Annotated in this window: 30 protein-coding genes, 3 pseudogenes and 2 riboswitches; of the genes and pseudogenes, 19 read left to right on the forward strand and 14 right to left on the reverse strand. The window is 63.2% G+C overall.

The annotated features are described in order from the left end of the window. Positions 1-9 precede the first annotated feature (9 nt). Positions 10-132 carry a hypothetical protein gene (locus JO965_RS48985; protein ID WP_256451921.1) on the reverse strand — a complete coding sequence of 41 codons (123 nt, stop codon included), beginning with the start codon at positions 130-132 and terminating at the stop codon, positions 10-12. Continuing rightward, a complete protein-coding gene (locus tag JO965_RS29815) occupies positions 129-917 on the reverse strand; it encodes a hydroxyethylthiazole kinase (protein WP_203444529.1) in 789 nt (262 codons plus the stop codon). Before JO965_RS29815 ends, JO965_RS48985 begins: the two co-directional genes overlap by 4 nt. Then, a riboswitch (TPP riboswitch) is annotated at positions 908-1009 on the reverse strand. Its footprint overlaps the gene before it by 10 nt. Before the next feature lie 93 nt (positions 1010-1102). Beyond that, positions 1103-1210: riboswitch (TPP riboswitch) on the forward strand. Between the two features lie 59 nt (positions 1211-1269). Between JO965_RS29815 and thiC the strand changes: the two genes are divergently transcribed. The 6 genes from thiC to JO965_RS29845 are packed head-to-tail and all read left to right on the forward strand — an operon-like array spanning position 1270 to position 6663. Further along, positions 1270-3120, forward strand: coding sequence for a phosphomethylpyrimidine synthase ThiC (gene thiC, locus JO965_RS29820; protein ID WP_203444530.1), 1851 nt, complete (start codon positions 1270-1272; stop codon positions 3118-3120). A gap of 4 nt (positions 3121-3124) precedes the next feature. Continuing rightward, on the forward strand, positions 3125-4084 hold the full coding sequence (gene thiO / locus JO965_RS29825; RefSeq protein WP_203444531.1) for a glycine oxidase ThiO: 960 nt from the start codon (positions 3125-3127) through the stop codon (positions 4082-4084). 10 nt (positions 4085-4094) lie between these two features. After that, on the forward strand, positions 4095-4292 hold the full coding sequence (gene thiS, locus JO965_RS29830) for a sulfur carrier protein ThiS (RefSeq protein ID WP_203444532.1): 198 nt from the start codon (positions 4095-4097) through the stop codon (positions 4290-4292). Between the two features lie 3 nt (positions 4293-4295). After that, positions 4296-5066 carry a thiazole synthase gene (locus JO965_RS29835; protein WP_203444533.1) on the forward strand — a complete coding sequence of 257 codons (771 nt, stop codon included), beginning with the start codon at positions 4296-4298 and terminating at the stop codon, positions 5064-5066. Continuing rightward, entirely contained in the window at positions 5063-5674 is a 612-nt protein-coding gene (locus JO965_RS29840) for a thiamine phosphate synthase (protein ID WP_203444534.1), read from the forward strand. Before JO965_RS29835 ends, JO965_RS29840 begins: the two co-directional genes overlap by 4 nt. After that, positions 5671-6663: a HesA/MoeB/ThiF family protein gene (locus JO965_RS29845; RefSeq protein ID WP_203444535.1), complete on the forward strand. Its 993-nt coding sequence runs from the start codon at positions 5671-5673 to the stop codon at positions 6661-6663. The genes JO965_RS29840 and JO965_RS29845 overlap by 4 nt, the downstream gene beginning before the upstream one ends. Positions 6664-6891: 228 nt before the next feature. Here the strand turns inward: JO965_RS29845 and ald are convergent, their stop codons facing one another. The 5 genes from ald to JO965_RS29870 all read right to left on the reverse strand — a co-directional run bounded on the left by ald (position 6892) and on the right by JO965_RS29870 (position 9671). Further along, entirely contained in the window at positions 6892-8004 is a 1113-nt protein-coding gene (ald, locus tag JO965_RS29850) for an alanine dehydrogenase (RefSeq protein ID WP_203444536.1), read from the reverse strand. A gap of 30 nt (positions 8005-8034) precedes the next feature. After that, the gene (locus JO965_RS29855) at positions 8035-8328 is read right to left on the reverse strand and encodes a hypothetical protein (RefSeq protein WP_203444537.1); all 294 of its coding nucleotides are present in this window, start codon (positions 8326-8328) and stop codon (positions 8035-8037) included. 133 nt (positions 8329-8461) lie between these two features. Beyond that, positions 8462-8683, reverse strand: a complete 222-nt coding sequence (locus JO965_RS29860; protein WP_203444538.1) for a hypothetical protein — start codon at positions 8681-8683, stop codon at positions 8462-8464. Positions 8684-8855: 172 nt separating this feature from the next. Continuing rightward, positions 8856-9368 carry a GNAT family N-acetyltransferase gene (locus JO965_RS29865; protein WP_203444539.1) on the reverse strand — a complete coding sequence of 171 codons (513 nt, stop codon included), beginning with the start codon at positions 9366-9368 and terminating at the stop codon, positions 8856-8858. A gap of 3 nt (positions 9369-9371) precedes the next feature. Beyond that, complete coding sequence (locus JO965_RS29870) at positions 9372-9671, reverse strand: DUF1778 domain-containing protein (protein WP_203444540.1); 300 nt, start codon at positions 9669-9671, stop codon at positions 9372-9374. Positions 9672-10048: 377 nt separating this feature from the next. Between JO965_RS29870 and JO965_RS49560 the strand changes: the two are divergent. The 8 genes and pseudogenes from JO965_RS49560 to JO965_RS29910 all read left to right on the forward strand — a co-directional run. Beyond that, a pseudogene (locus JO965_RS49560) lies at positions 10049-10132 on the forward strand (hypothetical protein); the annotation flags it as partial. Positions 10133-10362: 230 nt separating this feature from the next. Beyond that, on the forward strand, positions 10363-11352 hold the full coding sequence (locus tag JO965_RS29880) for a transposase (RefSeq protein WP_246776950.1): 990 nt from the start codon (positions 10363-10365) through the stop codon (positions 11350-11352). Positions 11353-11405: 53 nt separating this feature from the next. After that, on the forward strand, positions 11406-12071 hold the full coding sequence (locus JO965_RS29885) for a GntR family transcriptional regulator (RefSeq protein ID WP_203444543.1): 666 nt from the start codon (positions 11406-11408) through the stop codon (positions 12069-12071). Between the two features lie 89 nt (positions 12072-12160). Next, complete coding sequence (bioB, locus tag JO965_RS29890) at positions 12161-13177, forward strand: biotin synthase BioB (protein ID WP_203444544.1); 1017 nt, start codon at positions 12161-12163, stop codon at positions 13175-13177. Continuing rightward, the gene (locus JO965_RS29895; protein ID WP_203444545.1) at positions 13164-14291 is read left to right on the forward strand and encodes an aminotransferase class I/II-fold pyridoxal phosphate-dependent enzyme; all 1128 of its coding nucleotides are present in this window, start codon (positions 13164-13166) and stop codon (positions 14289-14291) included. Before bioB ends, JO965_RS29895 begins: the two co-directional genes overlap by 14 nt. Beyond that, positions 14288-14920 (forward strand): dethiobiotin synthase, encoded by a 633-nt coding sequence (gene bioD, locus JO965_RS29900; RefSeq protein WP_203444546.1) that lies wholly within the window; start codon positions 14288-14290, stop codon positions 14918-14920. The genes JO965_RS29895 and bioD overlap by 4 nt, the downstream gene beginning before the upstream one ends. 8 nt (positions 14921-14928) lie before the next feature. Further along, positions 14929-16200 carry an adenosylmethionine--8-amino-7-oxononanoate transaminase gene (locus JO965_RS29905; protein ID WP_203445551.1) on the forward strand — a complete coding sequence of 424 codons (1272 nt, stop codon included), beginning with the start codon at positions 14929-14931 and terminating at the stop codon, positions 16198-16200. 2 nt (positions 16201-16202) lie between these two features. Continuing rightward, entirely contained in the window at positions 16203-17192 is a 990-nt protein-coding gene (locus tag JO965_RS29910; protein WP_203444547.1) for a beta-ketoacyl-ACP synthase III, read from the forward strand. A gap of 361 nt (positions 17193-17553) precedes the next feature. On the opposite strand, the gene mazF is transcribed toward JO965_RS29910, so the two are convergent. Together mazF and JO965_RS29920 are read right to left on the reverse strand one after the other, a co-directional pair. Beyond that, the gene (gene mazF, locus JO965_RS29915) at positions 17554-17997 is read right to left on the reverse strand and encodes an endoribonuclease MazF (RefSeq protein WP_371826905.1); all 444 of its coding nucleotides are present in this window, start codon (positions 17995-17997) and stop codon (positions 17554-17556) included. Beyond that, positions 17891-18136 carry an AbrB/MazE/SpoVT family DNA-binding domain-containing protein gene (locus JO965_RS29920; protein WP_203444549.1) on the reverse strand — a complete coding sequence of 82 codons (246 nt, stop codon included), beginning with the start codon at positions 18134-18136 and terminating at the stop codon, positions 17891-17893. The genes mazF and JO965_RS29920 overlap by 107 nt, the downstream gene beginning before the upstream one ends. Positions 18137-18613: 477 nt before the next feature. Between JO965_RS29920 and JO965_RS29925 the strand changes: the two genes are divergently transcribed. The 3 genes from JO965_RS29925 (at position 18614) to JO965_RS29935 (ending at position 20414) form a co-directional block, all read left to right on the forward strand. After that, positions 18614-18967: a hypothetical protein gene (locus tag JO965_RS29925; RefSeq protein WP_246776952.1), complete on the forward strand. Its 354-nt coding sequence runs from the start codon at positions 18614-18616 to the stop codon at positions 18965-18967. Beyond that, positions 18957-19517, forward strand: coding sequence for a type II toxin-antitoxin system VapC family toxin (locus JO965_RS29930; protein WP_246776953.1), 561 nt, complete (start codon positions 18957-18959; stop codon positions 19515-19517). Before JO965_RS29925 ends, JO965_RS29930 begins: the two co-directional genes overlap by 11 nt. Before the next feature lie 291 nt (positions 19518-19808). Then, a complete protein-coding gene (locus tag JO965_RS29935; protein WP_371826957.1) occupies positions 19809-20414 on the forward strand; it encodes an RNA-guided endonuclease InsQ/TnpB family protein in 606 nt (201 codons plus the stop codon). Between the two features lie 645 nt (positions 20415-21059). Here the strand turns inward: JO965_RS29935 and panD are convergent. After that, the gene (gene panD, locus JO965_RS29940; RefSeq protein WP_203444550.1) at positions 21060-21512 is read right to left on the reverse strand and encodes an aspartate 1-decarboxylase; all 453 of its coding nucleotides are present in this window, start codon (positions 21510-21512) and stop codon (positions 21060-21062) included. Positions 21513-22216: 704 nt separating this feature from the next. Here panD and JO965_RS29945 point away from each other — a divergent pair. Together JO965_RS29945 and JO965_RS49565 are read left to right on the forward strand one after the other, a co-directional pair. Beyond that, positions 22217-22567: an HU family DNA-binding protein gene (locus JO965_RS29945; RefSeq protein ID WP_203444551.1), complete on the forward strand. Its 351-nt coding sequence runs from the start codon at positions 22217-22219 to the stop codon at positions 22565-22567. A gap of 259 nt (positions 22568-22826) precedes the next feature. After that, positions 22827-23153 carry a PilZ domain-containing protein gene (locus JO965_RS49565; protein ID WP_371826958.1) on the forward strand — a complete coding sequence of 109 codons (327 nt, stop codon included), beginning with the start codon at positions 22827-22829 and terminating at the stop codon, positions 23151-23153. Between the two features lie 303 nt (positions 23154-23456). On the opposite strand, the gene JO965_RS48295 is transcribed toward JO965_RS49565, so the two are convergent. From JO965_RS48295 to JO965_RS29965, 4 genes and pseudogenes are all read right to left on the reverse strand, one after another. Continuing rightward, the gene (locus JO965_RS48295; protein WP_246776954.1) at positions 23457-24203 is read right to left on the reverse strand and encodes a CBS domain-containing protein; all 747 of its coding nucleotides are present in this window, start codon (positions 24201-24203) and stop codon (positions 23457-23459) included. Positions 24204-24206: 3 nt separating this feature from the next. Continuing rightward, positions 24207-24677, reverse strand: a pseudogene (locus tag JO965_RS49570) (HPP family protein); the annotation flags it as partial. A 678-nt stretch (positions 24678-25355) separates the two neighbouring features. After that, complete coding sequence (locus JO965_RS29960) at positions 25356-25469, reverse strand: hypothetical protein (protein ID WP_246776955.1); 114 nt, start codon at positions 25467-25469, stop codon at positions 25356-25358. Positions 25470-25544: 75 nt separating this feature from the next. Beyond that, positions 25545-25696 (reverse strand): annotated as a pseudogene (locus JO965_RS29965) (IS6 family transposase); the annotation flags it as partial. Positions 25697-25866 lie beyond the last annotated feature (170 nt).

The following is a 25866-nucleotide window of genomic DNA, read 5'->3' on the forward strand; positions in this document are numbered from 1 at the left end:
CCCACGCGTTCAGGACCTGATCCACGATATGCCGCCGCCGGTGACGGTTTGCCGGACGAGCATAACAGGATCCCGACTGCCCATCCCCTCCGGATCGAGGATACCGTAGAGCCTGAGATCGCCTGCGGTCATGAGACTCTCCCATGGGTGACGAGGGTTGGCGTATCGAGGGTGAAGAGGGCGTCGAGGAAAGCCGGCTGGAATGTCCCTGGCCCCTTTGCGTCCCGCGCGGCCATCTCGCCCGCGACGCGAGTGACAAGCAGGGCCGCAGCCGCCGCGTCGAGTGCGCTGCTATGCAAGGCCGTGAAGGCTGCCACAAGGGCGGTTCCGGCGCATCCCATGGCGGTCACGCGGGTCATCAGCGAGTGACCGTTCTCGACGCGAATGATGCGGACGCCATCCGTGATCAAGTCGACCGTGCCAGTCAGGGCCACGATCATGTCATAAGCTTTCGCGAAGGCTTGCACGGTTGCGAGCGTCGCATCCGCTCCAGCGAGAGCCGCGAACTCACTCGCATCGCAGCGAAGGACACGCGGCCTGCCCGCAAGACAGGCGCGGGCAAACTTCAGACGGGGTGGGGAGGCGTCGACGAAGATGGGATCGAGGACCCAGGGCTTGGCATGAGCGTGCGCGGTCGCGATAGCTTGTGGGATCGCTGCGCGGCGGTCGGCATCGAGCGTGCCCAGATTGACGAGAAGCGCGGCGGAGCGGCTGGTAAAAGCCGGGACTTCCACCGATGCGACGGTCAGGGATGGAATGCCGCCGGCGGCGAGCAGAAGATTGGCCGTGAGGGTTTGTGCCGCGGCGCTCGTGATCGCATGCACGCGCGTGCGCTCACCGCGAAGGCGGTTAAGCAGATGCCCGGCCAATTCTGGAAGTCTGAAAGCATCCAGTGCGGACGCTGGTGCGCTCGTCATCTCGCAATCCCTCCGCCGGCATCATCCGGATCAGGTTCGATGGGTTGATCTGGAAGACCTCTCAGCCCGAACGGGCACCCCAAGGAGATGCTGCCGTGATAATTCCTCGGCCTTCCTTTGACAAGAACCAATCGTGTCAGCTCTGTTCCGCTCTTGACAGCCCGATTTATGTCCACGAGGATCGCATCCGTTCCGAGGGGAGCCCTGTGAGGGGCTGAGAGTCGGCTGATCCGCCGTGACCCTTGAACCTGATCCGGGTCATACCGGCGGAGGGACTGGAACTATCGAGCAGCACAACGAATCCCTCAGCTCGCTTTGCCCGGATCTCCCTTCGTTCAAGAGGTGAGATCCAATGACAGTTCACATCGACAAGCCCAAGGGTGCGCCCCAATCCGTCACCACCGGTCCAATTCAAGGATCGCGCAAGATCTATGCCACGCCGGCAGGTCGCCCCGATCTCCGCGTTCCCGTCCGCGAGATCGTTCTGACGGATCCCAATGAACCTTCCCTGCGCGTTTACGATTCCTCTGGTCTCTATACCGAGGCCGATGCGGTCATTGACCTCGCTAAAGGTCTGCCACTCGTGCGCGAATCCTGGATTGCAGCGCGCGACTGTGCGGCGGTCGCGCCACGGCCCGTCAAGCCTGAAGACAATGGGAATGTCTCTGCTGACGCGCTTGTGGCGCCATGCCCGGCCGAGCGTGTCGTGCGCCGTGCCGCACCCGGTCAGATGGTGACGCAGTACGAGTTCGCCCGCGCCGGGATCATCACGGAAGAGATGATCTACGTCGCTCATCGCGAGAACCTCTGCCGCGAGGCGATGCTGGTGGACGCGGAGACGAAGATTGCCGATGGCGAGAGCTTCGGGGCCGCCATCCCGCCCTTCATCACACCCGAGTTCGTGCGCCAGGAAGTAGCCCGAGGACGTGCCATCATCCCGGCCAACATCAACCATCCGGAACTGGAACCGATGGCGATCGGGCGCAACTTCCTGGTGAAGATCAACGCCAATATCGGCAACTCCGCCGTGGTCTCCACGGCAGCCGATGAGGTGGAAAAGCTCGTCTGGGCGATCCGCTGGGGTGCCGACACGGTGATGGATCTCTCCACCGGCCGCAACATCCACAACATCCGCTCCTGGATCCTGCGCAACGCGCCGGTACCCATCGGCACAGTGCCGATCTACCAGGCGCTGGAGAAGGTGGGGGGCGACCCCGTGAAGCTCGATTGGGAGGTGTTCAAGGACACATTGATCGAACAGGCCGAGCAGGGTGTCGATTACTTCACCATCCATGCCGGCGTACGCCTGCCTTATGTGCCGCTGACAGTCAATCGCGTCACCGGCATTGTCTCCCGCGGCGGCTCGATCATGGCGCGCTGGTGCCTCGCGCACCACAAGGAGAGCTTCCTCTACGAGCGCTTTGACGAGATCTGCGACATCATGCGGGCCTATGACGTCTCCTTCTCACTGGGCGATGGACTACGTCCCGGATCGATCGCCGATGCGAACGATGCGGCACAGTTTGCGGAACTCGAGACCCTGGGTGACCTCACGAAGGTCGCCTGGGATAAGGGGTGCCAGGTCATGATCGAGGGGCCCGGCCACGTCCCCATGCACAAGATCAAGGTGAATATGGACAAGCAGCTCCGCGAGTGCGGAGAAGCACCCTTCTATACCCTTGGCCCGCTCACGACGGATATTGCGCCCGGATACGATCACATCACCTCAGGCATCGGGGCTGCCATGATCGGCTGGTTTGGCACGGCGATGCTCTGCTACGTGACACCGAAGGAACATCTGGGGTTGCCAAACCGCGATGATGTGAAGACCGGTGTCATCACGTACAAGATCGCGGCCCATGCCGCCGATCTTGCCAAGGGGCATCCGGCCGCGCAGGTGCGGGATGATGCCTTGTCTCGGGCCCGCTTCGACTTCCGCTGGGAGGATCAATTCAATCTCTCCCTCGATCCGGATACAGCGCGCGCTTACCATGACGAGACCTTGCCGAAGGATGCGCACAAGGTCGCGCATTTCTGCTCGATGTGCGGCCCAAAATTCTGCTCGATGAAGATCACGCAGGATCTGCGGGCCGAGGTGGCGGCGATGAGCCCGGAGACTCAGGCGCACTTGGCCGGTCTGCACACCAAGAGCCAGGAGTTCCTGGCGCGTGGCGGTCAGCTGTATGTCCCGGCCTCGGAATAGCGGCATGCGCATCCGTGTCATTGGCGCCGGTGTCGCTGGCCTGACAGCGGCGCTGGAATTGGCCGAGCGGGGTGCCAGGGTCGAGGTGATTGACCGTGGCCCGCACCTCGGGGCGGCCGCGTGCTCCTGGTGCGCGGGCGGAATGCTCGCGCCCTGGTGTGAACGCGAGAGCGCAGATCCTGCCGTGGCGGAACTGGGTTGTCGTGCCATCGACTGGTGGCTGCGGCGTTTTCCCGGGACCACGCGCAAAGGGACGCTGGTGATCGCACAGCCACGCGACGTGGGCGAACTCACTCACTTTGCGCGCAGAACGGACCGCTTTGACTGGGTCGACGGCGACCGGATCGCTGACCTTGAGCCTGATCTTCAAGGACGGTTCCACAAAGGCCTGTTCTTCGCGGATGAAGCGCACCTGGACCCCCGCAGCGCGCTGACAGCACTCGCCGCACGTCTGGTAGGTCTCGGTGTCGCTCTGCGATTTGGCACCGAGGCTCCCACCGATGATAGTGACGTGGATCGCATCATCGACTGTCGCGGCCTTGCCGCCCACGGCGATCTTCCGGACTTGCGCGGTGTCAAAGGTGAGATGCTGCTGGTCAGAACCCAGGAGATCTCTCTCCAACGTCCCGTCCGCCTGCTTCATCCGCGCATCCCTCTCTACATCGTGCCGCGCGAGCACGGGCTCTTCATGATTGGAGCGACGATGATCGAGTGCTCAGATCGAGGGCGCGTGACCGTGCGCTCAGCGGTCGAGCTCCTCAATGGAGCGTATTCTGTCCACCCGGCTTTCGGCGAGGCCGAAATTATCGAGTTTGGAGCCGACGTCAGGCCCGCCTTTCCGGACAATCTGCCTGCGATCCGGGAATGCGGCCGCACGATCTACTTCAACGGCCTATATCGCCACGGATTTTTGCTCGCCCCCGCTCTCGCGACGCGGGTCGCCGATGCGGTATTCCACAACTGAGAGACAAGACATGAAGATCATCCTGAACGGTGAGGAGCGTGAGATTGAGGAACGGATCCTGTCGCGCGCTCTGGGTGAGCTCGACTTCGGCGATGCCGTTGTGGCCACGGCCGTCAATGAACGGTTTGTGCCCGCATCCCAGCGATCGGCCGTCGCGCTGAACGACGGCGATCGCCTCGAGGTTCTCGCGCCGATGCAGGGAGGCTGAGGCATGCTGTTGTATGATGTCGAATTTGCGTCATCCTTGATGCTGGGAACCGCACAATATCCATCACCAGCCATTCTGGCAGCGGCGGTCGAAGCCTCGGGGGCGGAGGTGGTGACCGTCTCACTGCGGCGCGAGGCGAGTGGCACTCAGGCCGGACAGGCCTTCTGGTCGATCATCCGCGATCTCGGCACCCGCGTTCTGCCCAATACGGCGGGATGCCGCACGGTCAAGGAGGCGGTCACGACGGCCCATATGGCCCGGGAGGTCTTCGGGACGCCGTGGATCAAGCTCGAGGTGATCGGCGAGGAGGACACGCTCCAGCCGGACGTCTTCGGCTTGGTCGAAGCGGCGCGCATTCTGACCGAAGAGGGCTTCCAGGTCTTTCCGTATACGACGGAGGATCTCGTTGTGGCCGAGCGCCTGCTGGCGGCGGGCTGTCGGGTTCTGATGCCGTGGGGTGCACCGATCGGCTCAGGCAGAGGTCTCAACAACGTCTTCGGCTTGAAGATGCTCCGGGCCCACTTTCCCGATGTGCCGCTCGTGGTCGATGCCGGGCTTGGATTGCCCTCACACGCGGCAGCCGCCATGGAGCTGGGGTTCGACGCGGTTCTTCTGAATACCGCGGTTGCCAAGGCCGGTGATCCGGTCGGGATGGCCAGGGCCTTCGCTCAGGCGATTGAGGCGGGACGACGAGCCCGGCACTCCATTCCGATGGAGCCACGGGAGATGGCGAGCCCGTCGACTCCGGTTCTGGGGAGGGCGCTGCTGGCATGACCCTCGTGCTCGATCCCTTCTATCTCATCGTCGACAACGCGGCTTGGGTGCGGCGCCTGGTGCCGCTCGGTGTCAAACTCGTTCAACTTCGCATCAAGGACGAGGCCGAGACCGCAATCGCCCGTCAGATTCGCGAGGCAAAGATCTGCTGCGAACAGCATGGCGCGCAACTTGTGGTCAACGATTACTGGAGACTTGCTATCGCCGAAGGCTGCACCTTCGTTCACCTCGGGCAGGAGGATCTTGCCGGCGCGGATCTGGCGGCCATTCGACAGGCTGGTCTGCGGCTGGGGGTAAGTACGCATGATCACACCGAACTCGATCAGGCGCTCTCGGCTGCGCCAGACTACGTTGCTCTGGGACCCATCTTTCCGACCGTCCTGAAGCAGATGCCCTGGGCACCTCAAGGCTTGCGCCGCATCACCGAATGGAAGCAGCTCATTGGCGGGATTCCGCTCGTGGCGATCGGCGGTCTCACCATCGACCGTGTCCCGGGTGTTCTGGATGCGGGTGCTGACAGCGCGGCGGTGGTGACGGACATTCTCCGGCATCCGGACCCGGAGCAACAAACCCGCCGTTGGATCGCATTAACGAGGATGATGGGATGACGACACGTTACGCACGACAGATCGTGCTCCCGGCAGTGGGGGAGGCTGGCCAAGCCAGGCTTGCTTCCTCCGCGGTGCTGGTCGTCGGGGCTGGCGGTCTTGGCTGTCCCGTCCTGCAATATCTCGCGGCCGCCGGTATTGGGCGCATCACGATTGTCGACCATGATCGCGTTGACGAGAGCAACCTGCACCGGCAGCCCCTCTATCGCACAGCCGACATTGGCCAGCTGAAGGTCGAGGTGGCAAAAAAGGCAATCGAAGCCCTCAATCCGTCTGTGGTCGTTGACGCACTGCCCATCTCTCTTGATCCCGCCGCAGCAAAGGATCTCGTGAGGGGCGCGGATGTCATTGTGGATGCCGCCGATAGCATCGCGGTCACGTACAGTCTGAGTGACGCTTGCACAGCAGCAGGCAAACCTTTGGTCAGTGCGTCCTGTGTCGGTTTGAAGGGCTATGTTGGCGCCTTCTGTGCTGGCGCTCCGAGCTACCGCTCCGTGTTTCCGGACATTCCGCAGAGCCTTGGAAACTGCGCCACGCTCGGTGTCCTGGGCGCGGTTGTCGGCGTGCTCGGTAGCCTGCAGGCGCAGATGGTGCTGGCCCTGATTCTGGGCCTTGATCCGTCACCGCTCGGGCAGCTGGTTTCGGTTGATCTGCAAAAACTGGAGTTTGGCGGGTTCTCTTTCCTGGATGCCCCAGAGGTGACTGGTTTCGCTCCGCCTTTTATCGCGCCATCGGATATCAACCCCGACGATATTGTCTTCGAGCTCAGAAGCATCGACGAGGTGTTGGCCTCTCCGTTTCCGCAGGCCCGCCGCGCGACCGTTGACACGATCGTGGAACGGAGCCGGGATGTGTCAGAATCGAGCCGCATCGTGCTCTGCTGCCGCAGCGGTTTACGGGCGTGGCGCGCCGCGAGCCTTCTGAGGGAACAGGGCCATCGAAAGCTGGCGCTCATCGCAATGGGCGATCTCGATGAGGTGCGTTCGTAGAGCGTTTGAGTCGTTTGCTGGCTGAAGTCTTTCAGTTCCGGAATGCTTCGACACGCCTGGCCTGCAAGGCAACGGTTTGATCGAGCAATACCACCTTGCACGGCATCTCAACGAACACTGAAAGTCCACAAATTGCGTTGCGCAAACTTGTGGAGTGCTCGCAAAAAGGGCCACTCCGAAGGAGTGGCCCAAGTTGGGGAGGAAACGTCCCAGTCGGGACCTCTGGGATCAGGCCGCAGCCTGTTCGATCGGGGAAAATGGCAGGCCGAGGCTCTCGGCCACGGCCTTATTCGTGAGCCGGCCACGATAGACATTGAGGCCGGCACGCAGATGCGGATTGTCGAGCACAGCGGCAAAGCCCTTGTTGGCGAGCGCCAAACCAAAGGGCAGCGTGGCGTTATTCAGGGCCTGGCTTGAAGTCAGCGGGACAGCTCCCGGCATGTTGGCGACGCAGTAATGAATGACGCCGTCCACCTCGTATGTTGGATCAGCGTGCGTCGTCGGACGCGAGGTCTCGAAGCAGCCGCCCTGATCGATCGCGACATCCACGATCACGGAGCCTTTGCGCATCGAACTCAGCATGCCGCGGCTGACGAGTTTCGGCGCGCTCGCGCCGGGAACGAGCACCGCGCCGATGACAACGTCCGCCGCAAAGACCTCCTCCTCAACGGCGTCGATGGTCGAGAACCTGGTCCGAACGCGCCCTTCGAAGAGTTCGTCCAGCTCGCGAAGCCGGGGGATCGAACGGTCGAGGATGGTGACCTCGGCCCCCAAACCCGCTGCCATGCGGGCCGCATGTGTCCCGACAACGCCGCCGCCGATCACCACGATGCGTGCCGGCTGGACACCCGGTACGCCACCGATCAACAGCCCCCGCCCGCCCGCCGACCGCTTCAGGGCGGCTCCGGCGGCTTCGATCGCAAGCCGGCCCGCGACCTCGCTCATTGGGGCCAGCAGCGGCAGCCCGCCCTGCGCATCCGTCACGGTTTCGTAGGCGATGGCGGTGCACCCAGATGTGATGAGCCCCTGAGCTTGCTCCGGGTCCGGCGCCAGATGCAGATAAGTGAAAAGGATCTGGTTCTCGCGCAGCTGGGTCCATTCGGAAGGCTGAGGTTCCTTGACCTTGACGATCATCTCGCTCGAGGCAAACACCTCGCGGGCGGAGTCCACGATCGTTGCGCCAGCCTTGCGATAGTTGTCGTCCGTCGCGCCAATGCCGGCGCCGGCATTGGTCTCGACCAGCACGCTGTGGCCGGCGGCCACATATTCACGGACGGTGCCCGGCGTCAGACCCACGCGGTATTCGTGCGTCTTGATCTCCTTGGGAACACCGACCTTCATTGGCAAATCTCCTTAACAGGAAAACCTTTTCTAGTGGAAAGGGCGTTTTCTTTTCCTGCAATCCGACGTTATTTGGTGCAGATATCGATCAATTTTGGGGACAATATGCAGGATTCTAACCAGATGACGACCCGATCGATTGATAACCTTGCCGAGATCACAAACGCTTGGATGAGCAAGGTGGCAGGCCTCTCCGGCGAATCCCGAGGTCTCCCGGTTTTGTGCCAGAAGCGTCCGCACCGCCGTGGTGTCGTCGACCTTCTGCAGGAAACAGCGAAGGCGCTTGCCCGTCGAGCCGCCATATTCCGCATCGATTGGGTTCATCGCTATCGACGTCTCACCCAATCGCAAAGAAGTCCGAGAAGCACGTAGCCGCGCCCTCGAACGAAGTCGACGAGGGCGTCCACCCGTTTTCTGATCGATGAATCGGATCGCGCATATGGTCCGATTTCCTTGCTCAGTGCGACCAGTTCACAACCATCTTTGTTGTTCCTGGTCCGGTGACCGACGGAAAACCATGCTTCAGCCGAGAAGACGCGGAAGTCGGGAATCGGTTTGTGAAGAATACCGAGGCTGCCCAGGACTGGCCGAACTGATTCTGCCACGCTTCGAGCTTGGCCGTTACACCGATGAGATGATTAACGCCCTTGGCGAGGTCTCGCGCGGTCTCATCGGCCATACGCTACAATCCAAATTCGGCTCCAGCCGAATGGTTTGCGGCGCGCGGAACCATATCGCATGAGTGGTGGACATGGCGCGGTTTGGCGAAGCCCAGTACGGTATGCAACGAATTGTGCTGCCAGAGCCGGTTGGCCTTCCCCGTCCATCGTCCTTCCGTGCCGCTGGATCGCTCAACGGCCCGTCCCTTCAGCGAGAGAAACAGCGATGTCGGCGATCGAGCGGAACAGAACCAAAGGGTCGTCCTTGGAGGATGTGAAACCACGCCGCCGCCAGAATCCAACGGCCTCCTCATCGACGGCATTGACCATCAAGGCCCGGCCGCCGATCAGTGCGGCGGCCTGAACGCAGCGCTGGAGGGCATGTTTCACCAAGCCTGTTCCAATGCCGCGCCCTGCCCATTCCGTGTCGGTCGCCAGTTGGCCGAGAAGCAGGCAAGGAACCGGATCGGGCGGCTGCCCGGTGCGGATCGACCGGGGCACAATCGAGGGAACCACGGCCGTCGGCGCAAGGCCGTCATATCCAACCACCTGGCCGGCCTCGTGGACGACGAGAATGGCCGTGAAGCCCTTTTGCTGATGGGAGAGGGCGCGCGTCTTCAGCCAACGATCGAGCGTGGCTTTGCCGCAGGAGAAGTTGGAAACATTACGCGTGGCGGTGAGTGGTTCGGGAGCCGAGAGCGACACGTCTCACTGCTTTGCCACGTAGCCGGGCTCCCAGGGCGCGGGCCGCTTGGCCAGTTCCACCATCTCGGGAACCGGAGCGGCCGGACGAGACAGGACTTCCATAAAATCAGCGAACACTTCAGGGCTCATGCGGACCAGCCCCTGCTCCATGACCACGTCCTCGGCCGCGCGCACGGCAGCCTCGCGGACGAAATCGGTGCGCGAGCGGCCGCGCAGGGTGGCCGCACGATCAATCATCGCGACGTCCGCCTCGGGCAGGCGCATCGAGATCGGATCCTCCTTGCGGTCGACAGTCGTAGCCATGGCTTGTCTCCTGGACTGGAAGATGGCCTTGTATTGCAAATTGCAATACGCCGATGTGGTTTCCGTTCGAGGGCTGCCCTGCATTGATAGAACGGCCTTCTGAGAGCAGCCGCTGAGGGGTTCATATGCACCGAAAGCCCGGTTTCGCAGAGACCAGGTCTCGGGCTGGTCTTCGCTGAAGACTCCGGGGCATCGGGCTTGACCACCCCCGAAGTATCAGCACTGTGCCCAATCGAGGCTTTCCCGAGTGCCAGAACACTCGACAGCCGACCCGGCTCAAATGATCGGAAACTACGCCGCAAGACCTTTTCCTGCAGGCGGAGGAGGTCAGTTGTATCGAGCTTGACATGTTCGCGATTTGTTCCCATCATCGCGGGATGAAAGTCCTTCGCGCCACCCGATTCAAGCTATGTCCGAACCGGACGCGGCTGCGCGAATTTTCCAACGCGGCCGGTGCGGCACGGTGGATGTATAACTGGGGCCTGGCCGAGTGGCAGGCCCGATACGCGCGCGGCGAGAAGGTCTCGTATGAGATGCTGGCCGCGGAAATTCCGAGACTTAAAGCAGATCCGAAGACTTCCTGGCTGAGGGAGATCCCATCTCAGGTTCTGCAGCAGGCGCTGATGAACTTAGGCCGCGCTTACCAGAATATGTTCGACGACATCGCCAAGGCCAGAACGGGCCAGTTGGCGTGGCGGGACGTGCGCCGACCGAAGCGCAAGCGCTTCGACGCACGGAGAAGCTTCCGTTTCCGACGATCAAGCCGGAGCACATCAATGATCAGGCGATCAAGCTGCCGAAGATCGGCTGGGTGAAGTACCGGAAGTCGCGGGATCTGGAGGGCCGGATCACACAGGCGACGGTCTCGCGAGAGGTTGACGGCTGGTTCATCTCGATCCTGACGACGCGTGTCATCGAGACCCCAGAGTTGGTGACGTCGCCGGTGGAAGGCATCGATGTCGGCGTCGTCCGTACGATGACGTTTTCGTCCGGTGCCGAGCCACTTTGCATGCCGACTTTGTCGGCACAGGAGAAGGCGCACAGGCTGCGCCTGCAACGGCGTCTATCCCGGCGTAAGCGGGGGTCGAAGCGGTACGAAAGTGCCAAGCGGGCGCTGGCCCGCAATCGCGCTCGTGAGGCCCGCCGGCGGCGGGACTTTCTCGACAAGGCGACGACGGCGATTGTGAAGCGGTCGCCGTTCATTGCGCATGAGGATCTCAAGATCCGCAACATGACCGCAAGTGCCAGAGGTTCGATCGATCGCCCCGGAACGAATGCTCGGCAGAAGGCGGGATTGAACCGGGTCATTCTCGAGCAGGCCTGGGGCAAGGCATTCCGGATGTTCAACTACAAGACGGCAGCGATTGGCGGCGCTGTTTTAAAGGTCGAGGCACGCTGCTCCTCGCAAGAGTGCAGTTCGTGCGGGCACATTAGCCCGGGCAACCGGCCGACACAGGCGAGATTTGTCTGTGTCTCTTGCGGTCACTCCGAGAACGCGGACGACAATGCCGCCAAGGTGATCGCGTATCGCGGGGAGGTTCTCCTCGCGGCGAAACGGAAAGCGGCCGCGGGACACGCGGCATCGGGACGTGGAGCCAACGTCGGCCTCGGAGCGGCTTTGCCGCGTCGAGCAGTGGTGACGAAGCGTCAACCTGCTCAACCAGCACCCTGCAAGGCGTGATGGACTTGGGGCCCCCCTCACTTTAGAGAGGGGAGGATGTCAACTACAAAATCATGACGCGCGCCCCCGAAGAGACAGTCACGGCAAAGATCACCCGCATCCTGGCGGAGCGCATCGTTTCCGGAGCGCTGGCGCCCGGCGAGAAGCTACGGCAGGACCACGTCGCCGCCGAGTTCGACGCCAGTCATGTGCCCGTGCGCGAGGCCTTCCGCCGCCTCGAGGCCCAGGGCCTCGCCGTCAGCGAGCCGCGGCGCGGCGTGCGCGTCGCTTCCTTCGATCCGGCCGAGGTAAGGGAAGTGGCGGAAATGCGGGCGGCGCTGGAGGCCCTGGCGCTGCGCCACGCCGCCCCGCATCTGACCACGGCCATCCTGAACGAGGCGGAGAAGGTGGCGGACGAGGCCGATCGCTGTGGTGACATCCGCACGTGGGAGGCGGCGAACCGGCGCTTCCATCGCCTCCTTCTGGCGCCCTGCCGCATGCCACGCCTGCTCGCGGCGATCGACGATCTGCAGGCGGTGAGCGCGCGCTTCCTCTTCGCCAGCCTCACCCGGGGCTGGCAGCCGCGCACCGACGTGGAGCACCGGACGATTCTCGCCGCCCTGCGCAGGGGCGACCTCGAGACCGCCTGCACCACGCTCGCCCGCCACGTCCAGCGCATCGGCCAGCCCCCGAAGCGCTCGGGCGCTGCAAGGCAGGGCGGCTTCGCCGGTTTCGGCTGACCGGCCCCGAGCGGCTTGCCAAGTTATAGATTTCGTGGAATGCATCTGGAGATAGAAATCAGAAATTATCTATAAATTGGAGATCGTCGATGGTCAGCGTGCCGCAGAGCCCGGCCTGGGCAGAGCCGAGGCAGGCGGATTCGGAGGGCTGGACCCGAGCCAAAGCCGAGGCCCTGTACGGCCTGCCGTTCAGTGATCTCCTCTTCCGCGCCCACACACTGCATCGGCGGCATTTCAATCCCAACGGCATCCAGCTGAGCCGCCTCCTCAGCATCAAGACCGGTGGCTGCCCGGAAGACTGCGGCTACTGCTCCCAGAGTGCCCGCTATGACACAGGCGTGACGGCGACGCGGCTGATGGATCTCGACGACGTCGTCGCCGCCGCCGGGCGCGCCAAGGCCGAGGGCGCGACGCGCTTCTGCATGGGCGCGGCGTGGCGCAACCCGAAGCCGCGTGATCTCTCCCGCGTCGCGGCCATGATCGCAGCGGTGAAAGCGCTCGGCCTCGAGACCTGCGCTACGCTCGGTATGCTGACCGAGCCGCAGGCCGAAGAGCTGCGCGCGGCGGGGCTCGACTACTACAATCACAACGTCGACACCTCGCCCGCCTACTACGGCGAGATCATCACCACGCGCACGCTGCAGGACCGGTTGGAGACGCTCGCCCATGCCCGCCGTGCCGGCCTCAAGCTCTGTTGCGGCGGCATCGTCGGCCTGGGCGAGACGCTCGCCGACCGGCTCGACATGCTGGTGCTGCTCGCCAATCTCGCCGCCCCGCCGGAGAGCGTGCCGCTCAACCTGTGGAACGAGGTGCCCGGCGTGCCCGTCGCCGCGCAGGCCGAGCGCCCGGACGCGATTGCCTTCGCCCGCCTCATTGCGGTCGCGCGCATCATGATGCCGACGAGCGTGCTGCGCCTGTCGGCGGGCCGCCAGTACATGAGTGACGAGGCCCAGGCGCTGTGCTTCTTCGCCGGCGCCAATTCCCTCTTCCTGGGCGAGACCTTGCTGACGACCCGCAACGCGGGGGAGGAGCGGGATGCGGCCCTGTTCACCCGCCTCGGGCTCACGGCCCTTTCCCCCAGCGAGGGCGCCAATGTCGGCGCATGACGCGGCCCTGGCGGCGCTGCACCGGCGCGGGCGGCTGCGCCGCCTCGTGCCGTGCCGGGGCATCGACTTCACCTCCAACGACTATCTCGGTCTCGCCGAGTCGCAGGCGCTGCGGCAGGCGGCGGCAGCCGCGCTCGCCCGCGGCGTGCCGGTGGGGGCGGGTGGCTCGCGCCTGTTGCGCGGCAACCATGCCGAGCACGAGGCGCTCGAGGCGGAGGCCGCCGCCTTCTTCGGCGCCGAGAGCGCGCTCTTCTTCGCCGGCGGCTTTGCCGCCAACGCCGCCCTTGTCGCAACGCTGCCGCGGCGCGGCGACCTCGTCGTCCACGATGAACTGATCCATGCGAGCGTGCACGAGGGGCTCATGGCGTCGCCCGCCGAGGCGGTCGCGGTGCCGCACAACGATGCGGGCGCAGTCAACGACGCCATCAGCCGCTGGCGGGCAACGGGAGGGCGCGGCCGCCCGTGGATCGCCGCCGAGACGCTCTACGGCATGGATGGCGACGTCGCTCCGCTTGCGGACCTGCTCACCGTCGCCGACCGCCACGACGCGATGCTGCTGCTCGACGAGGCGCATGCGACCGGGGTCTGCGGACCGGCCGGCCGGGGCTTTGCCGCAGCCCTCGAGGGACGCTCCAATGTCGTGACGCTGCACACCTGCGGCAAGGCGCTCGGCGTCATGGGCGCGCTTGTCTGCCTGCCGCAGACCTTGCGCGCCTACATGGTCAACCGGGCCCGCGGCTTCATCTACGCCACGGCGCCGTCGCCGCTGCTCGCCGCCCTCGTGCGCGCGGCGCTCGGCCTCGTCGCCACCGCCGACGACCGGCGCCAGCGCCTGGCCGCCCTTGTCGCTCATGCGCGGCGCCGGCTCGCCGCGATCGGCCTGCCCGCCACGACCACGCAGATCCAGCCGGTCATCGTCGGCGCGGACCGGCGCGCGACGGCGCTGGCGGCGGCACTGCAGGCGCAGGGCTTCGACCTGCGCGCCATCCGCCCGCCAACGGTACCGCCGGGCACGGCGCGCCTGCGCATCGCCCTGACCCTCAACGTCAATGAGGCGGCCGTCGACGCGCTCGTCGCGGTGCTCGCCGACGAACTGGCGCGGCAGCGGACATGACGGGCTTCATCATCACCGGCACCGACACCGGCATCGGCAAGACCGTCTTCGCCGCCGCTCTCGCCGGGGCTCTCGGCGCCTGCTACTGGAAGCCGGTGCAGGCCGGCCTCGACGGCGAGACGGATTCCGAGGCGGTGCGTCGGCTGTCCGGCCTGCCGGCCGAGCGGATCCTGCCGGAGGCCTACCGTCTCGCCCTGCCGGCCTCGCCGCACCGGGCGGCGGACGCCGAGGGGACGACCATCGACGTGGAGAGGCTGGCCTTGCCGGCGGTGGCGCCCCCGGTCGTCGTCGAGGGTGCCGGGGGGCCGATGGTGCCGCTCACGCGCCGGCGGCTCTTCATCGACCTCTTCGCCGCCTGGGCGTTGCCGGTGGTGCTCTGCGCCCGCACCAGCCTCGGCACCATCAACCATACGCTTCTCGCCCTCGAGGCGCTCCGGCGCCGTGCCATCCCCGTACACGGCGTGGCCTTCATCGGCGCCGCCAACGACGACAGCGAGAGCATCATCGCCGCGCTCGCCGGCGTGCGCCGCCTCGGCCGCCTGCCGCATCTGCCGGCACTAACGCCGGCCGGGCTCGCGGCCGCCTTCGCCACCGGCTTCGACATCGGCGATTTCCAAGGACGACAATGACCCATGGCATGACCGTCGCCGGGCCATCCCCCGTCTGGCACCCCTTTACCCAGCACGCGCTCGCACCGGAGCCGCCGGTCGTGGTGCGCGGACAGGGCGCCTGGCTCACGACCGCGGCGGGCGAGCGTCTTCTCGACGCCATCTCCTCCTGGTGGGTCATCACCCACGGCCATTGCCATCCGCGCATCGTCGCGGCGATCCGCGAACAGGCGGGAGAGCTCGACCAGGTGATCTTTGCCGGCCACACCCATCCGGCGGCCGAAGAATTGGCGCGCCGGCTCGTGGCGCTGGCGCCGGCGGGGCTCGCCCACGCGTTCTTCTCCGACAGCGGCTCCACCGCCGTCGAGGTCGCGCTCAAGATGGCGATCGGCTACTGGCGCAACGTCGGCGAGCCGCGCACGCGCATCATCGCGCTCGACCACGGCTATCACGGCGACACCATCGGCACCATGTCGACGGGCGCGCGCGGCCTCTACAACGCCGCCTACGAGCCATTGCTCTTTGACGTGACGCGTCTGCCCTTTCCCGGACCCGGTTGCGAGGAGGCCACGCTCGCGACCTTGGACGCCGCATGCCGCCAGACACCCTGCGCCGCCCTCATCGTCGAGCCGCTCATCGTTGGCGCCGGCGGCATGCGCATGTATCCCGCCTGGGTGCTCCGGGAGATGCGGCGCCTCTGCACACGCCACGGTGTCCTCTTCATCGCCGACGAGGTGATGACCGGCTTCGGCCGTACGGGGGCGCTGTTTGCCTGCGATCAGGCCGGCATCGCGCCTGACATTGCCTGCTACGCCAAGGGGCTGACCGGCGGCGCGCTGCCGCTCGCCGTCACCCTGTGCCGGCGCGAAATCTTCGCGGCCCATTATTCCACCGACCGCACGCGCACCTTCTTCCATTCGAGCTCGTTCACCGCCAACCCGATCGCCTGCGCCGCGGCTCTCGCCAATCTCGCCATCTGGGCTGAGGAGCCGGTCGAAGCGCGCATCGCGACCCTGGGCACGCTGCAGGAGGAGCAGATCACGCGGTTCCGCGACGATCCGCGGTTCGCGAACGTGCGGCGGCTCGGCACGATCGCGGCGCTCGACCTGGCCGTCGATGATCCCGGCTATCTCGCCGGCATTGGGCCGACGCTCGCCGCCTTCTTCCGCGCGGCCGGCCTGCTCGTTCGCCCGCTCGGCAACACCATCTACGTCATGCCACCCTATTGTGTGACGGCGGACGATCTCGATCGCGTCTATGCCGCCATTGCCGGGGCAGCCGAGCGGTTCGGGCGGGCTTGACCATGCGGGGAACGCGCATCGCCGGGCTCGGACACTACGTGCCGCAGCGCGTGGTGACGAATGCCGAGATCGAAGCCCGGCTCGACCTGGAGGACGGTTGGATCGTACGGCGCACCGGCATCCTTGAGCGGCGCTGGGCGGCGCCGGAGGAGGCGGTGAGCGACCTTGCCGTGCCGGCCGCCGCGATGGCGCTCTCCCGGGCCGCACTGGTCCCGTCGTCGATCGGCCTCGTTCTCCTCGCCACCAGCACGCCCGATCATCTGCTGCCACCGACGGCGCCGCTCGTGGCGCACCGCCTCGGCCTCGCCTGCGGCGCCGTCGACCTGACCGGCGCCTGTGCCGGCTTTCTGTATGCCTTCGTGCTGGCAGAAGGCTTCGTGCGCACGACAGGGCGCGCTGCGCTGGTGATCGCCGCCAATATCCTCTCGCGGCGCATCGACCCAAATGACCGGGTGACGGCGGCGCTCTTCGCCGACGCGGCCGGGGCCGTCGTGATCGCGCCGAGCGATGTGGCCGATGCGGGCCTGCTTGCGTCCGCGCTCGGCAGCGACGGCGCCGGTTACGAGCTCATCCAAATCCCGACCGGCGGCAGCCGCCGACCGATGGCGGACGGCACGCCGGCGCGGGAGGACCGCATGGTGATGCGCGACGGCCGTGCCGTCTTCACCAAGGCCGTCGACCTGATGGTGTCGTCCTGCCGGCAGGTGCTCGCGACGGCGGGCCTGGCGGCCGGTGAGGTCACCCGGTTCGTCCCGCATCAGGCCAACGCCCGCATCGTCGCGGCCGTGCGCGAGAATCTGGCCATCGCGCCGGAGCGGACGCTGTCCACCGTGGCTGAGTTCGGCAATTCGTCCGCCGCGACCATCCCGTTGTCGCTGTCGAGAGCGAGCCTGGCGCACGACCTTCGGGACGGCGACATTCTGCTCCTCGCCGCTGCCGGCGCGGGCCTCACCGGTGGGGCAGCCGTCTATCGGCTTGCGGCATCGCTTTAGCGTTTCAGGGTCAAGAGAGGTCCGCTGTTCCCTCCCTTGTCCGGCCTTCGCGGTGCTGCATGCAACAACCGACGTCGTCGACTTCCCATGAGTGTGATTGCAGCCAGATGCATCGCTGCTCCCAACCAACGGGGAAGCCGAGGCGGTGGGTGAGATATGGGGATGCGCCGCCATCACCATTCGGTGCCCGTGCAGCAACGGGAGAGGCTGTCGAAAACAACTTGCTCCTCCTGAGTGCAGGTCACTTGGTCGAAGATGATGTGAGGCTTGGGATGCACGAGCCGCACTCATCCTTGACACCACTGCTTCACACCCCGCCTGAAGCTGGCGCTGGCGGGGATGCGGCTGCGCTCTAAGCGCTCTAGATCTTCAATATGGGCTTTAGCTTTGCTCGAACGTCAGCAAGGACCGCTGGATCTGCCATTTCAATGAATTCCGCAGCGCGATCGGTCCACGAAGCGCTTTTGATATGGTCGGCCAGGACGGCGCCTCTCGTCTTGCCGGCACCGTTAACAACAACCTCAAAGGGGTATCCCTTGACCTGGGTCGTAACAGGGCAAAGGATGCAAAGCCTTGTGGATTGGTTGTATTGGCGGGGCGTCAACACCAGGGCGGGCCTGCGCCCTGCCTGCTCTCGTCCCGCCTGAGGATCAAAGTTGATCCAGATCAAATCACCTTCGTCAGGGCAGTACGGTGGATTAGGCGAACTCATTACCGACCGCGCGCCCCATAGACGTTTCCCCATGCAGGTTCTCAGGGGTGATCCCCTCGAGAAGCTCTTCCAGGGTATAAACAGGCGCCTCATCGATCGGCTCGATCACCAGAGTTCCGCCTTGGACCGTAAGCTCAGCCTGGCGTCCGGGTCGTGCCGAAATCTCGCGGGCAAAGGCCTGCGGAATTCGGAGCGCGAGGCTATTGCCCCACTGCGCGAATTGAACCCTCATATCTAAACCCCTTCCAAGGGGACACTCTCCCCTCGGATATACAATAGATATACACCACATGTCGGTCCTCGCAAGTCAACTCTGTGACATTGGAGGGGCAATTTTCGTCCCTTGGCTTGATGTCCTTCCCGCGCTGCAATGGCTCTCTTGGCGATACGGTTACGCTAGGCGTCCGTCGGTACGTCGCTTTCTGCTGGCTCAGATTGCCTCTGGCGGTATGTCCGGTCCCTCGCCAGGGTCGGGCTCTACCTCTGGGACCAATGATCTTCACGGAAGCCATGTAACAGAGTGGCCTGCATGTTGTCAGAGGTTGGCGACGAGTTCGGGTCAGCGCCGTAGGCGGTCGAATTCGCGGCACGAGGATCGATACCGCTCGGTGGGATACAGCTCTCCTGAGTTGGTAAGACCGCTAACCCATTCAGTTGATTTGTGTGACAGTGAGTCTTAAATTGCACACATACGCTGATAGGTGACGCGATGGCTACAAAGGTTAAGGCAGCGAAGGCAGGCACGACGGGCAGGGCCGCCCATCCGCGGGCGGGACGCGGCGCAGGGAAGGCTGTGTCCGGCTTCAAAGGGAGCGCCAAGCACACTGCTGTGGTCGTTGAGGAGGCCCGCCGGGCCGGACTGTTGGCGGGTGAACGGACCGAGCACGTTAGCTTCCGCGCCCCGAAAGCCCTCCTGGAGGCCGCACAGCGGGAGACTGGGATCATGTCCCCCACGGAACTCGGAATTCTGGCATTGGCAACGCTTGCTCAGCCTGATCCGGCGGTGGAGTACCTGAAGAAGTCGTACGGCGTTCTCGGCACGGATCATAAGCTTGAAATCTGATCTAGCAGCTGCAATACGCCGTTTCAAACCCGAGAAGCAGACTTCGCCGTTAACCACCCGTCCCGCTGCCGAACTCATTTCGGCCGATGAGTATGCCCAGCGGGCGAGGACTGTCCTTCTCCCCGATACCAACGTCTATATAAACTCATTTGCCGGGCTCCTTACCCCAGCGGCCAAGCACTTGATGGACAATGGGCTGCTGTTCCATTCGAGCGTATGCTTAGGCGAGATCGCCATCGGTGTCGGTCATTCCAGCCCGGCTCACTCAAACTGGAATAACACACGCAGGGAGTATGCTGGTCTCGTCGCAAGCATCCCGGAAACCCGAATACTCGAGCCCGATGAACAAACCTGGATTGAAGCAGGAATGATCGCGGGCATTTTGGCTCGTACGCAGGGATATCAGCGGCATCAACGTAAAGAATGCCTGAATGACGCGTTGATCTATCTGTCTGCGGCGAAAGAGGGGATCCCAGTGTTGACATCAAATCGAGACGAGTTCGACGTCATCCAGCAGATCGCGAGACAAGGAATGTTCGTACACTATTGAGATGCCCCTTTCAGGGCCACCCCTTGACTGGGTTCCTGTTGTTCTGCTTCACCGTCAACCCCTCTCGCCACTCTTCTGCTGTAGCTCAGTCCGAGCAGGGTCAAAAGCTGCAATAGAACGCCGCCAAACGCTGCCTTCCATCGCGCACCTCCTCGCGAGGACCGACACCGCCCTATGTTACACACTGCGCGTTTCGCGTGATCGTGAGCAACGATTTCACCGCATCGTGAGCACGGATTTCAGGGGATCGCCCGCTTCGCCACGCTCTCGGATGGCACGTTTATCGAGGCCATCAACGCGTTCCGCAAGGCCGAGGCCCAGCTCGCCAAGGCGCAGAGGCGGATGAGCCGCAAGACCAAGTACAGCAGCAACTGGAAGAAGGCCCAGGCGAAGGTCCGCTCCATTCGGGCCCGCATCGCCCGCATCCGGCAGGACTTCCTGCACCAGACGTCGACGCAGATCAGCAAGAGCCACGCGATCGTGTGTGTCGAGGATAAGGTGAGGAACATGACGGCATCGGCGGCGGGAACGGTGGAGCAGCCCGGGACCAACGTGCGGGCCAAGGCGGGGCTGAACAAGGCGATCCTCGACCAAGGCTGGAGCATGTTCGTGCGCCAACTCGCGTACAAGCTGGAATGGCGCGGCGGGATGATCGTCAAAGTCGATCCGCGCAACACCAGCCGCCGCTGCCCCGAGTGCGACCACGTGGACGCGAAGAACCGCCGGAGCCAGGCGCGCTTCGCGTGCGTGTCGTGCGGGCACGAGGCGCACGCGGACGACGTCGCGTCGATCAACGTTCTAAGGGCGGGACACGCCCGGCTAGCCTGCGGAGAGACTTCGCCCCATGGGGCGTCGGCCCAGGAACCCACCGAGGCGAGGGCGCGCCTCGCGGCGTGACACGCGGCAGGAATCCCCTCCATTCATGGAGGGGAGGATGTCAAATCTTCGAGGACAGTGGCGGCTGGGGTGCGCCTGAGCAAACTCCGCATGCAACCAAGTCGCGGCCGTGGAGGACTTGCCGGTCCCGGAGGAGCGACGATTCCGACAAGGCTGCGCGGCGACGCCTGCCGGATTTTCTCGAAGAGCCGATGCCGTGAGACTAAGTCATAGGCTTCAGGCGGTACGAGTTTGCTGGCAAGATCAGAAGGCGGGCGTCGATTGTCCTTTTTCAGAATCCTAATCGCCAGATTGGCCAGCCCCATGAGGTGATCCTGAATGATTGTGAGTGGATGATTGGCCGCGGCGCTACGGCTGGACGGGATGGGATCTACCTCATTTGAACAGTCCTGTTTAGACCGACTGTTGCTACGGTTCATCCATCGGCAGAGGCAAGCCGTGGGTCAGTCGGAGCAGCGAGCCCTTGCCCGAGCCATGGGATCCGATGAGGCCAACGCTCCGCTCGCGCAGTGATAGAGAAGCCGTCGAAAACAACCTGCTTCCCGTGAGCGAAGGTCACTCGCTCGAAAATGATGTGCAGTTTGGGGCGCACGAGCCGCGCTCCTATAGCCATCGGCCATCGGCTCATCAACGATGCGTATGCGATCACTCGATGCGCGTGAGAAGCGGGATCGGCTGTCTGACGCCTGCCTCATCGAGGATCGAAAACTGATAGCGTCCTGTCGCATCGACCCGGACTCGATAGCTCAGACGTTCCACGACGTTATTCTCGCGGTCAAAGGTCAGGATCCTCGGGGTCATCTCGGGGATCTGCCCCTCAGGAATATAAATCGAGTTGCAGATGATCACTTGATCCCCAGGTTGGCAGGTTCGCGCCGCAGCCCCGTTCAAGATGCAACACCGCGATCCGCGCTCACCCAGAATGACATAAGTCGAAATCCGGGCGCCCGAGTTCTTGTTCCAGATCTCCACGAACTCGAGCGGGCAAATCCCTGCCTCTTCACAGTGATCCGGATCCAAGGTGATTGAGCCGTGATAGTTCAGATTTGCCTCGGTCACGTGGATGCCGTGCAACTTAGCAGCAACAACTTTCCTCATGGCGCAATCCTTCGTGAAGGCTGTTGATGTACCGGGTCGGATGCCAGGCCGCGTAATCGCTCCAGCGATGAGCCATGGTCAATCCCGTGCGGCAAGAATCGACTTCCATTCTCAGGAGGAGCGCCGACATCAACGCCGCACATGGGTTCAAGATGACCTAAGAGAAGGCTTCTAACGCGGCCATGAGTCTGCATTCAAGAGTTAGGTCTTCTTTTTTCATCCCTTGATAGAGATCGTTTTTGCTGTCCTTCGATCACAGACAGTCAACTTGTCCTATGGAGTCGATCGCGGCGCGCGAAGGAACGGGCAATTCGCGACAGAGTCGGATGAAGCACACTCGCTCGGCCCGTGAAAGCCAGCAGTGCCGGAAGATCATGTGGCTGGTTTCTAGAAGATGTCGTCCCGCTCAGGGGTACGGGCAGAGAGAGGGAATGCGTGCGAGAATCACCGTGAAGGCGCCATAGGCAATCTGCCGCCTGTGTCTTCCCAGTTACAGAATAGATCCGCTTTGAAAAATATAATTTCGTAATCGATTACATTGGCGACAGGGGATTTCAAACAAGAGCGCCCAGCGGTAAGGAGCTTTCGCGACCCGCATCCCCCTTAGTGCATAGGCGGCGTCGCACCTCTGAGAAGAGTGTTCCTCCCAAACTCGGGCTGCTGGCAACGGCAGCCCATTTCTTTGATGTCGCTGGAGTGTGGCGATGACGGGCAAGGATGTGATCCGAATAGGCCTCGTTGGTGCCGTTTGTCGAAAAGTTGGTATCGCACGAATCGAGGCTGCGGAACTGGTCCCACGGGTTCTCGGAGAGAATTGCGAGACGCTTGCAGCAGGTGAGAGTGTGAAGCTGTTGGAGTTCGGCATCATTCATGTGCGCGATTGGGCAAGGCGGGTGGGACGGAACCCGCAAACAGAAGTCGGCGTCCCACTAAAGCCGCGCCGAGCCATCACGTTGAATCCCTCGAATATTCTCAAGGTCTATGTGGACCGGGCGTTCTCTCCGTCCTCGCGTGGCCCGAAGGATCTTGAGCGTCGGGGACGGCGGACAGCATGAAAACGGCATTGGGACCGGAGCGGAGTTGGCATGCCTCACATAGCGCGATCGGTGACTGTTTAATCGGCCGAGCGGTTACCGCGTTCCACCAGTTTCAACCCGCCATCGCAACCAACAGTTCAGACGGTATCGACACCCTTGTCGTTGGCGAACTGATAGCGGGAGCCTCGGACAGCGCCATTCTGTTCGCTGTCATCACGGCTCTCAGCAATCGGCCGTTCTCGGCAACTGGTTCACCTGGAGGCGCTAGATCGCAATGATGAGAGACGACGAACGCCGCTGGCATCGCCGACGAGCGTCGAATCACAGTGCCAAAATTGTGCTCCCCAACCATTCCCCAACGTTGACCTGTACCGTCGAAAACATATCCGCCGGCGGCGTTCGGATCAGGTTCGCGACCGCTGTCGCTCTTCCGCCGGAGTTTGTGCTGGAGATTCCCAGCCTCAACCTGCGTGTCGATGCTCGTGTGGTCTGGAGCCGAGGTGAGCACGCCGGCATTAGGTTTCTCTGGCGGCAGCACATGAGCCAACGCGCAGCGGGTGGCAGACCTGATCAACCTTGGGGATCCTCAGTACGGACAGGTTAGTCGTACCGGAAATGCGTGACAGAAACCCCGCCCAGATGCGGTGAAATCGTTGCTCACGATCACGCGAAACGCGCACCCAGATTGAGCAACCGAACGGGGGTTTCTTTGCAGGCTCGAAACATCACCGAGCCGACGTCTTGTGTCACTGCAGGGAGTAAACGGCTCGTTGCGCTGGCTGCGTCTCCCGCACCACTGCCGCTTGCGGGCATCCCAAGCGTCTGCAGCGGTCTATTACGGGCGAGAGCGCCAACATTCTCGCCGGTCCGATCGGAGCCAAGCGAATCAGGCACCCGACGCCTAAGGTTACTGGACAACCGACAAAGTCGGTCTGCCACGCTCGAGCGGTCCAGTCGCCATAGACAACTGAACTCGGAACAGCGCTGCGATCACATCCGACTGTGTGACGATACCAACGAGCTGGTCATTATCATTGACGATCGGAATTTGCACCAACCCAGCGTCTGCCATCAGGAGAACGAGTTGGGCGACAGCAACGTCGGGCCGGGATGTTTGGACGGGAGACGTCATGACCTGTCCCACTGACCCTGGTAGCCTGCGTTCGAGCCGGATCACCCGAAGTGCCATTTGACGGATGCCGATACGAAGTTCTCTCTTTGCATCCCAATCACTATGCTTGATGAGGTCGGCTTGGGTGATCATCCCGACGACGTGGTGCTGATCGGATACCACGGGCAAGGCTTTGAGACTGTGCTGACGGAGAAGTCCCCAAGCCACTCGCAGCGGAGTTTCCGCTGTGACGGATATGATGTCGCGGGACATGATTTCCGCGCAGGTGATGCTTTCGAAGCGGCGGCTATACGCCTGCATCTCGACCTTCCTGAACAGGGCTTCAAGGCTGTCGCGGCTCACGTCAACGACTTCGTCGTTTTCGCGCAGGATGGCATCCAAGTCGTCACTGCTGAACCCCAACCGCTGCAAGGGTGCAGGATCCGCCGCTTTGTGAAGATTGGACGATGAGGGCTTTGTCAGATGCGGATACCGTCGGCCGGTTAAATTGTTGAACAGAACTCCCATCACCAGCAGGATCAATGATCCGAACGCGACAGGCCAGAGGACAAACCCGTACCCAGCAGCCTTGATCGCTGGCCCGCCAACAACAGCCATCAGAGCCAGAGCACCGCCCGGAGGGTGGAGGCACCGCAGAACGAACATCATGGCCACCGAGGCAGTCGCAGCGAGCGCGCTCGCCATGAGAGGGTCTCCAAGACACTTGGCGCATGTCACACCGATAGCCGCCGACACCACGTTCCCGCCGAGGAGGGACCAAGGTTGAGCCAACGGGCTCGCCGGGAGAGCGAACACAATGATGGCGGAAGCCACCAAAGGCGCACTCAGGAGGGGCAGGTCCCCCGGAGAGCCGAGAAACCCTGCTCCGAGGAATCCGACCGTCAGGATGCCCGCTAATATTCCAGCGCAGACGCGAAGCTGCTCCAGACGGCTGATATGAGTCAGGTCCGGAATAAGGCGTTTTACCCACGAGAGAGATTGAAGCACCTTGCTCATGGGCCCCTGTCGCACCGGGAGGGTGATTGCTGGAGAGGAGCCGTGCCTCGCCTTTTAGGCGAGCTGCCCGATGACCTGAGCCAGCTGCTCCGGGCTGTCGAACGCACTGCCAAAGAGCGTCGGAAGAGGCCCTGCCCAGCGTACCGATGCACCCCTGCGCGGATTAGCGCTTGGCCTGTGTTGATCCCGGCGAGGCCGCCAACGAGAGACGCACGCTGGATGGGTAAAGCTTCACGCAGGACGCGACCGAGACTAAGCCGATCATCGTCCCTGAAGGATGATGTTCGAGGGAGTAAGGCAAGCGCAGACATGACCTCGTGTCTTGCGCGGACGCCTAGGCCAAGTCAATGGAATGTCCTTTTGAAAGAACATCGACTCGTAGAAGCTTCTTTTCCCGCATGTCTCAGAGAGAGAAGAGAATTCTGTTTGCTCTGTCCTGCGGAGAATGTGCAGAGGGCCGCGTAAGGTCTGCGCACCTTTCCTGATCTCGAGCAGCTGTGACTCGGAGCCGACAGTCCACATCGCCGCCGATCCGATGGAATTCGAGCCCCTTGCTCGTGCTTGATTCTTCAACGAAGCGAGCCAGCGTTTCCCAAGTGTGATCACCAAGATCCTCGCAAACTTTGCCGAGTACCAAGAAAGCGGCCGGACAGAGTACCATGGTGATGCCTCCGCGGCCTAACGGGCAAGGCTTCCTGGTCCCTTCAGACCAAGCGTCTCGCACCTGAGACAGGCAATGTTCAGTGCGGCATTCTGATCGCGGTCGTGGAATGACCCGCAATCGCCGCACATCCACGGCCTGACCGCAAGGCCTTGCGCACCGCATCCAGAACAAGTTTGCGCTGTTTAGGAGGATCGGGCGGCTCATCTGTGGACCGTCGCGTAGTCGATGGAAATCCCTCGCTCGACCATCATCTCCTCAAGATCGCGCAGGCTTAGGCTGTGCGCAGGTACCATCTAACGCAGAGCAGAATCACAAATTGATCAAAATGCCTGCCCTGGAACACCGTGCCCTCCATCCCTGGACCCGGGGAGCAAAAGCTGAACTTCTGAAACAAAGCGTTCGCGACAGAACCCGGCAAAGCTCCAGATGACGAGATGATCGGCGTATCCCAGCTCCTAAAAGGTGCCAGCCGCGTTCGAGTCTGATCGCATGCGGCGTCTCCTCCGTTGTTGCGAGCGATTGCAA

Origin of the sequence: Microvirga sp. VF16, assembly GCF_016864375.1 — a bacterium.
GTDB lineage: Bacteria > Pseudomonadota > Alphaproteobacteria > Rhizobiales > Beijerinckiaceae > Microvirga.

Bases quoted from the DNA above. Each gene is read 5' to 3' on its own strand.
- thiC (WP_203444530.1), top strand. From the start codon at position 1,270: ATGACAGTTCACATCGACAAGCCCAAGGGTGCGCCCCAATCCGTCACC.
- JO965_RS29815 (WP_203444529.1), bottom strand. From the start codon at position 917: ATGACGAGCGCACCAGCGTCCGCACTGGATGCTTTCAGACTTCCAGAA.
- panD (WP_203444550.1), bottom strand. From the start codon at position 21,512: ATGAGGAAAGTTGTTGCTGCTAAGTTGCACGGCATCCACGTGACCGAG.
- JO965_RS29840 (WP_203444534.1), top strand. From the start codon at position 5,063: ATGACCCTCGTGCTCGATCCCTTCTATCTCATCGTCGACAACGCGGCT.
- JO965_RS29870 (WP_203444540.1), bottom strand. From the start codon at position 9,671: ATGGCTACGACTGTCGACCGCAAGGAGGATCCGATCTCGATGCGCCTG.
- JO965_RS29925 (WP_246776952.1), top strand. From the start codon at position 18,614: ATGGCTACAAAGGTTAAGGCAGCGAAGGCAGGCACGACGGGCAGGGCC.
- JO965_RS29885 (WP_203444543.1), top strand. From the start codon at position 11,406: ATGACGCGCGCCCCCGAAGAGACAGTCACGGCAAAGATCACCCGCATC.
- JO965_RS29835 (WP_203444533.1), top strand. From the start codon at position 4,296: ATGCTGTTGTATGATGTCGAATTTGCGTCATCCTTGATGCTGGGAACC.
- JO965_RS48985 (WP_256451921.1), bottom strand. From the start codon at position 132: ATGACCGCAGGCGATCTCAGGCTCTACGGTATCCTCGATCCGGAGGGG.
- JO965_RS29945 (WP_203444551.1), top strand. From the start codon at position 22,217: ATGACGGGCAAGGATGTGATCCGAATAGGCCTCGTTGGTGCCGTTTGT.
- mazF (WP_371826905.1), bottom strand. From the start codon at position 17,997: ATGAGGCGCCTGTTTATACCCTGGAAGAGCTTCTCGAGGGGATCACCC.
- JO965_RS29905 (WP_203445551.1), top strand. From the start codon at position 14,929: ATGACCGTCGCCGGGCCATCCCCCGTCTGGCACCCCTTTACCCAGCAC.
- bioB (WP_203444544.1), top strand. From the start codon at position 12,161: ATGGTCAGCGTGCCGCAGAGCCCGGCCTGGGCAGAGCCGAGGCAGGCG.
- JO965_RS29855 (WP_203444537.1), bottom strand. From the start codon at position 8,328: ATGAACCCAATCGATGCGGAATATGGCGGCTCGACGGGCAAGCGCCTT.
- JO965_RS29920 (WP_203444549.1), bottom strand. From the start codon at position 18,136: ATGAGGGTTCAATTCGCGCAGTGGGGCAATAGCCTCGCGCTCCGAATT.
- JO965_RS29960 (WP_246776955.1), bottom strand. From the start codon at position 25,469: ATGTGCGGCGATTGCGGGTCATTCCACGACCGCGATCAGAATGCCGCA.
- thiO (WP_203444531.1), top strand. From the start codon at position 3,125: ATGCGCATCCGTGTCATTGGCGCCGGTGTCGCTGGCCTGACAGCGGCG.
- thiS (WP_203444532.1), top strand. From the start codon at position 4,095: ATGAAGATCATCCTGAACGGTGAGGAGCGTGAGATTGAGGAACGGATC.
- ald (WP_203444536.1), bottom strand. From the start codon at position 8,004: ATGAAGGTCGGTGTTCCCAAGGAGATCAAGACGCACGAATACCGCGTG.
- JO965_RS49565 (WP_371826958.1), top strand. From the start codon at position 22,827: ATGAGAGACGACGAACGCCGCTGGCATCGCCGACGAGCGTCGAATCAC.
- JO965_RS29910 (WP_203444547.1), top strand. From the start codon at position 16,203: ATGCGGGGAACGCGCATCGCCGGGCTCGGACACTACGTGCCGCAGCGC.
- JO965_RS29845 (WP_203444535.1), top strand. From the start codon at position 5,671: ATGACGACACGTTACGCACGACAGATCGTGCTCCCGGCAGTGGGGGAG.
- bioD (WP_203444546.1), top strand. From the start codon at position 14,288: ATGACGGGCTTCATCATCACCGGCACCGACACCGGCATCGGCAAGACC.
- JO965_RS29895 (WP_203444545.1), top strand. From the start codon at position 13,164: ATGTCGGCGCATGACGCGGCCCTGGCGGCGCTGCACCGGCGCGGGCGG.
- JO965_RS29860 (WP_203444538.1), bottom strand. From the start codon at position 8,683: ATGGCCGATGAGACCGCGCGAGACCTCGCCAAGGGCGTTAATCATCTC.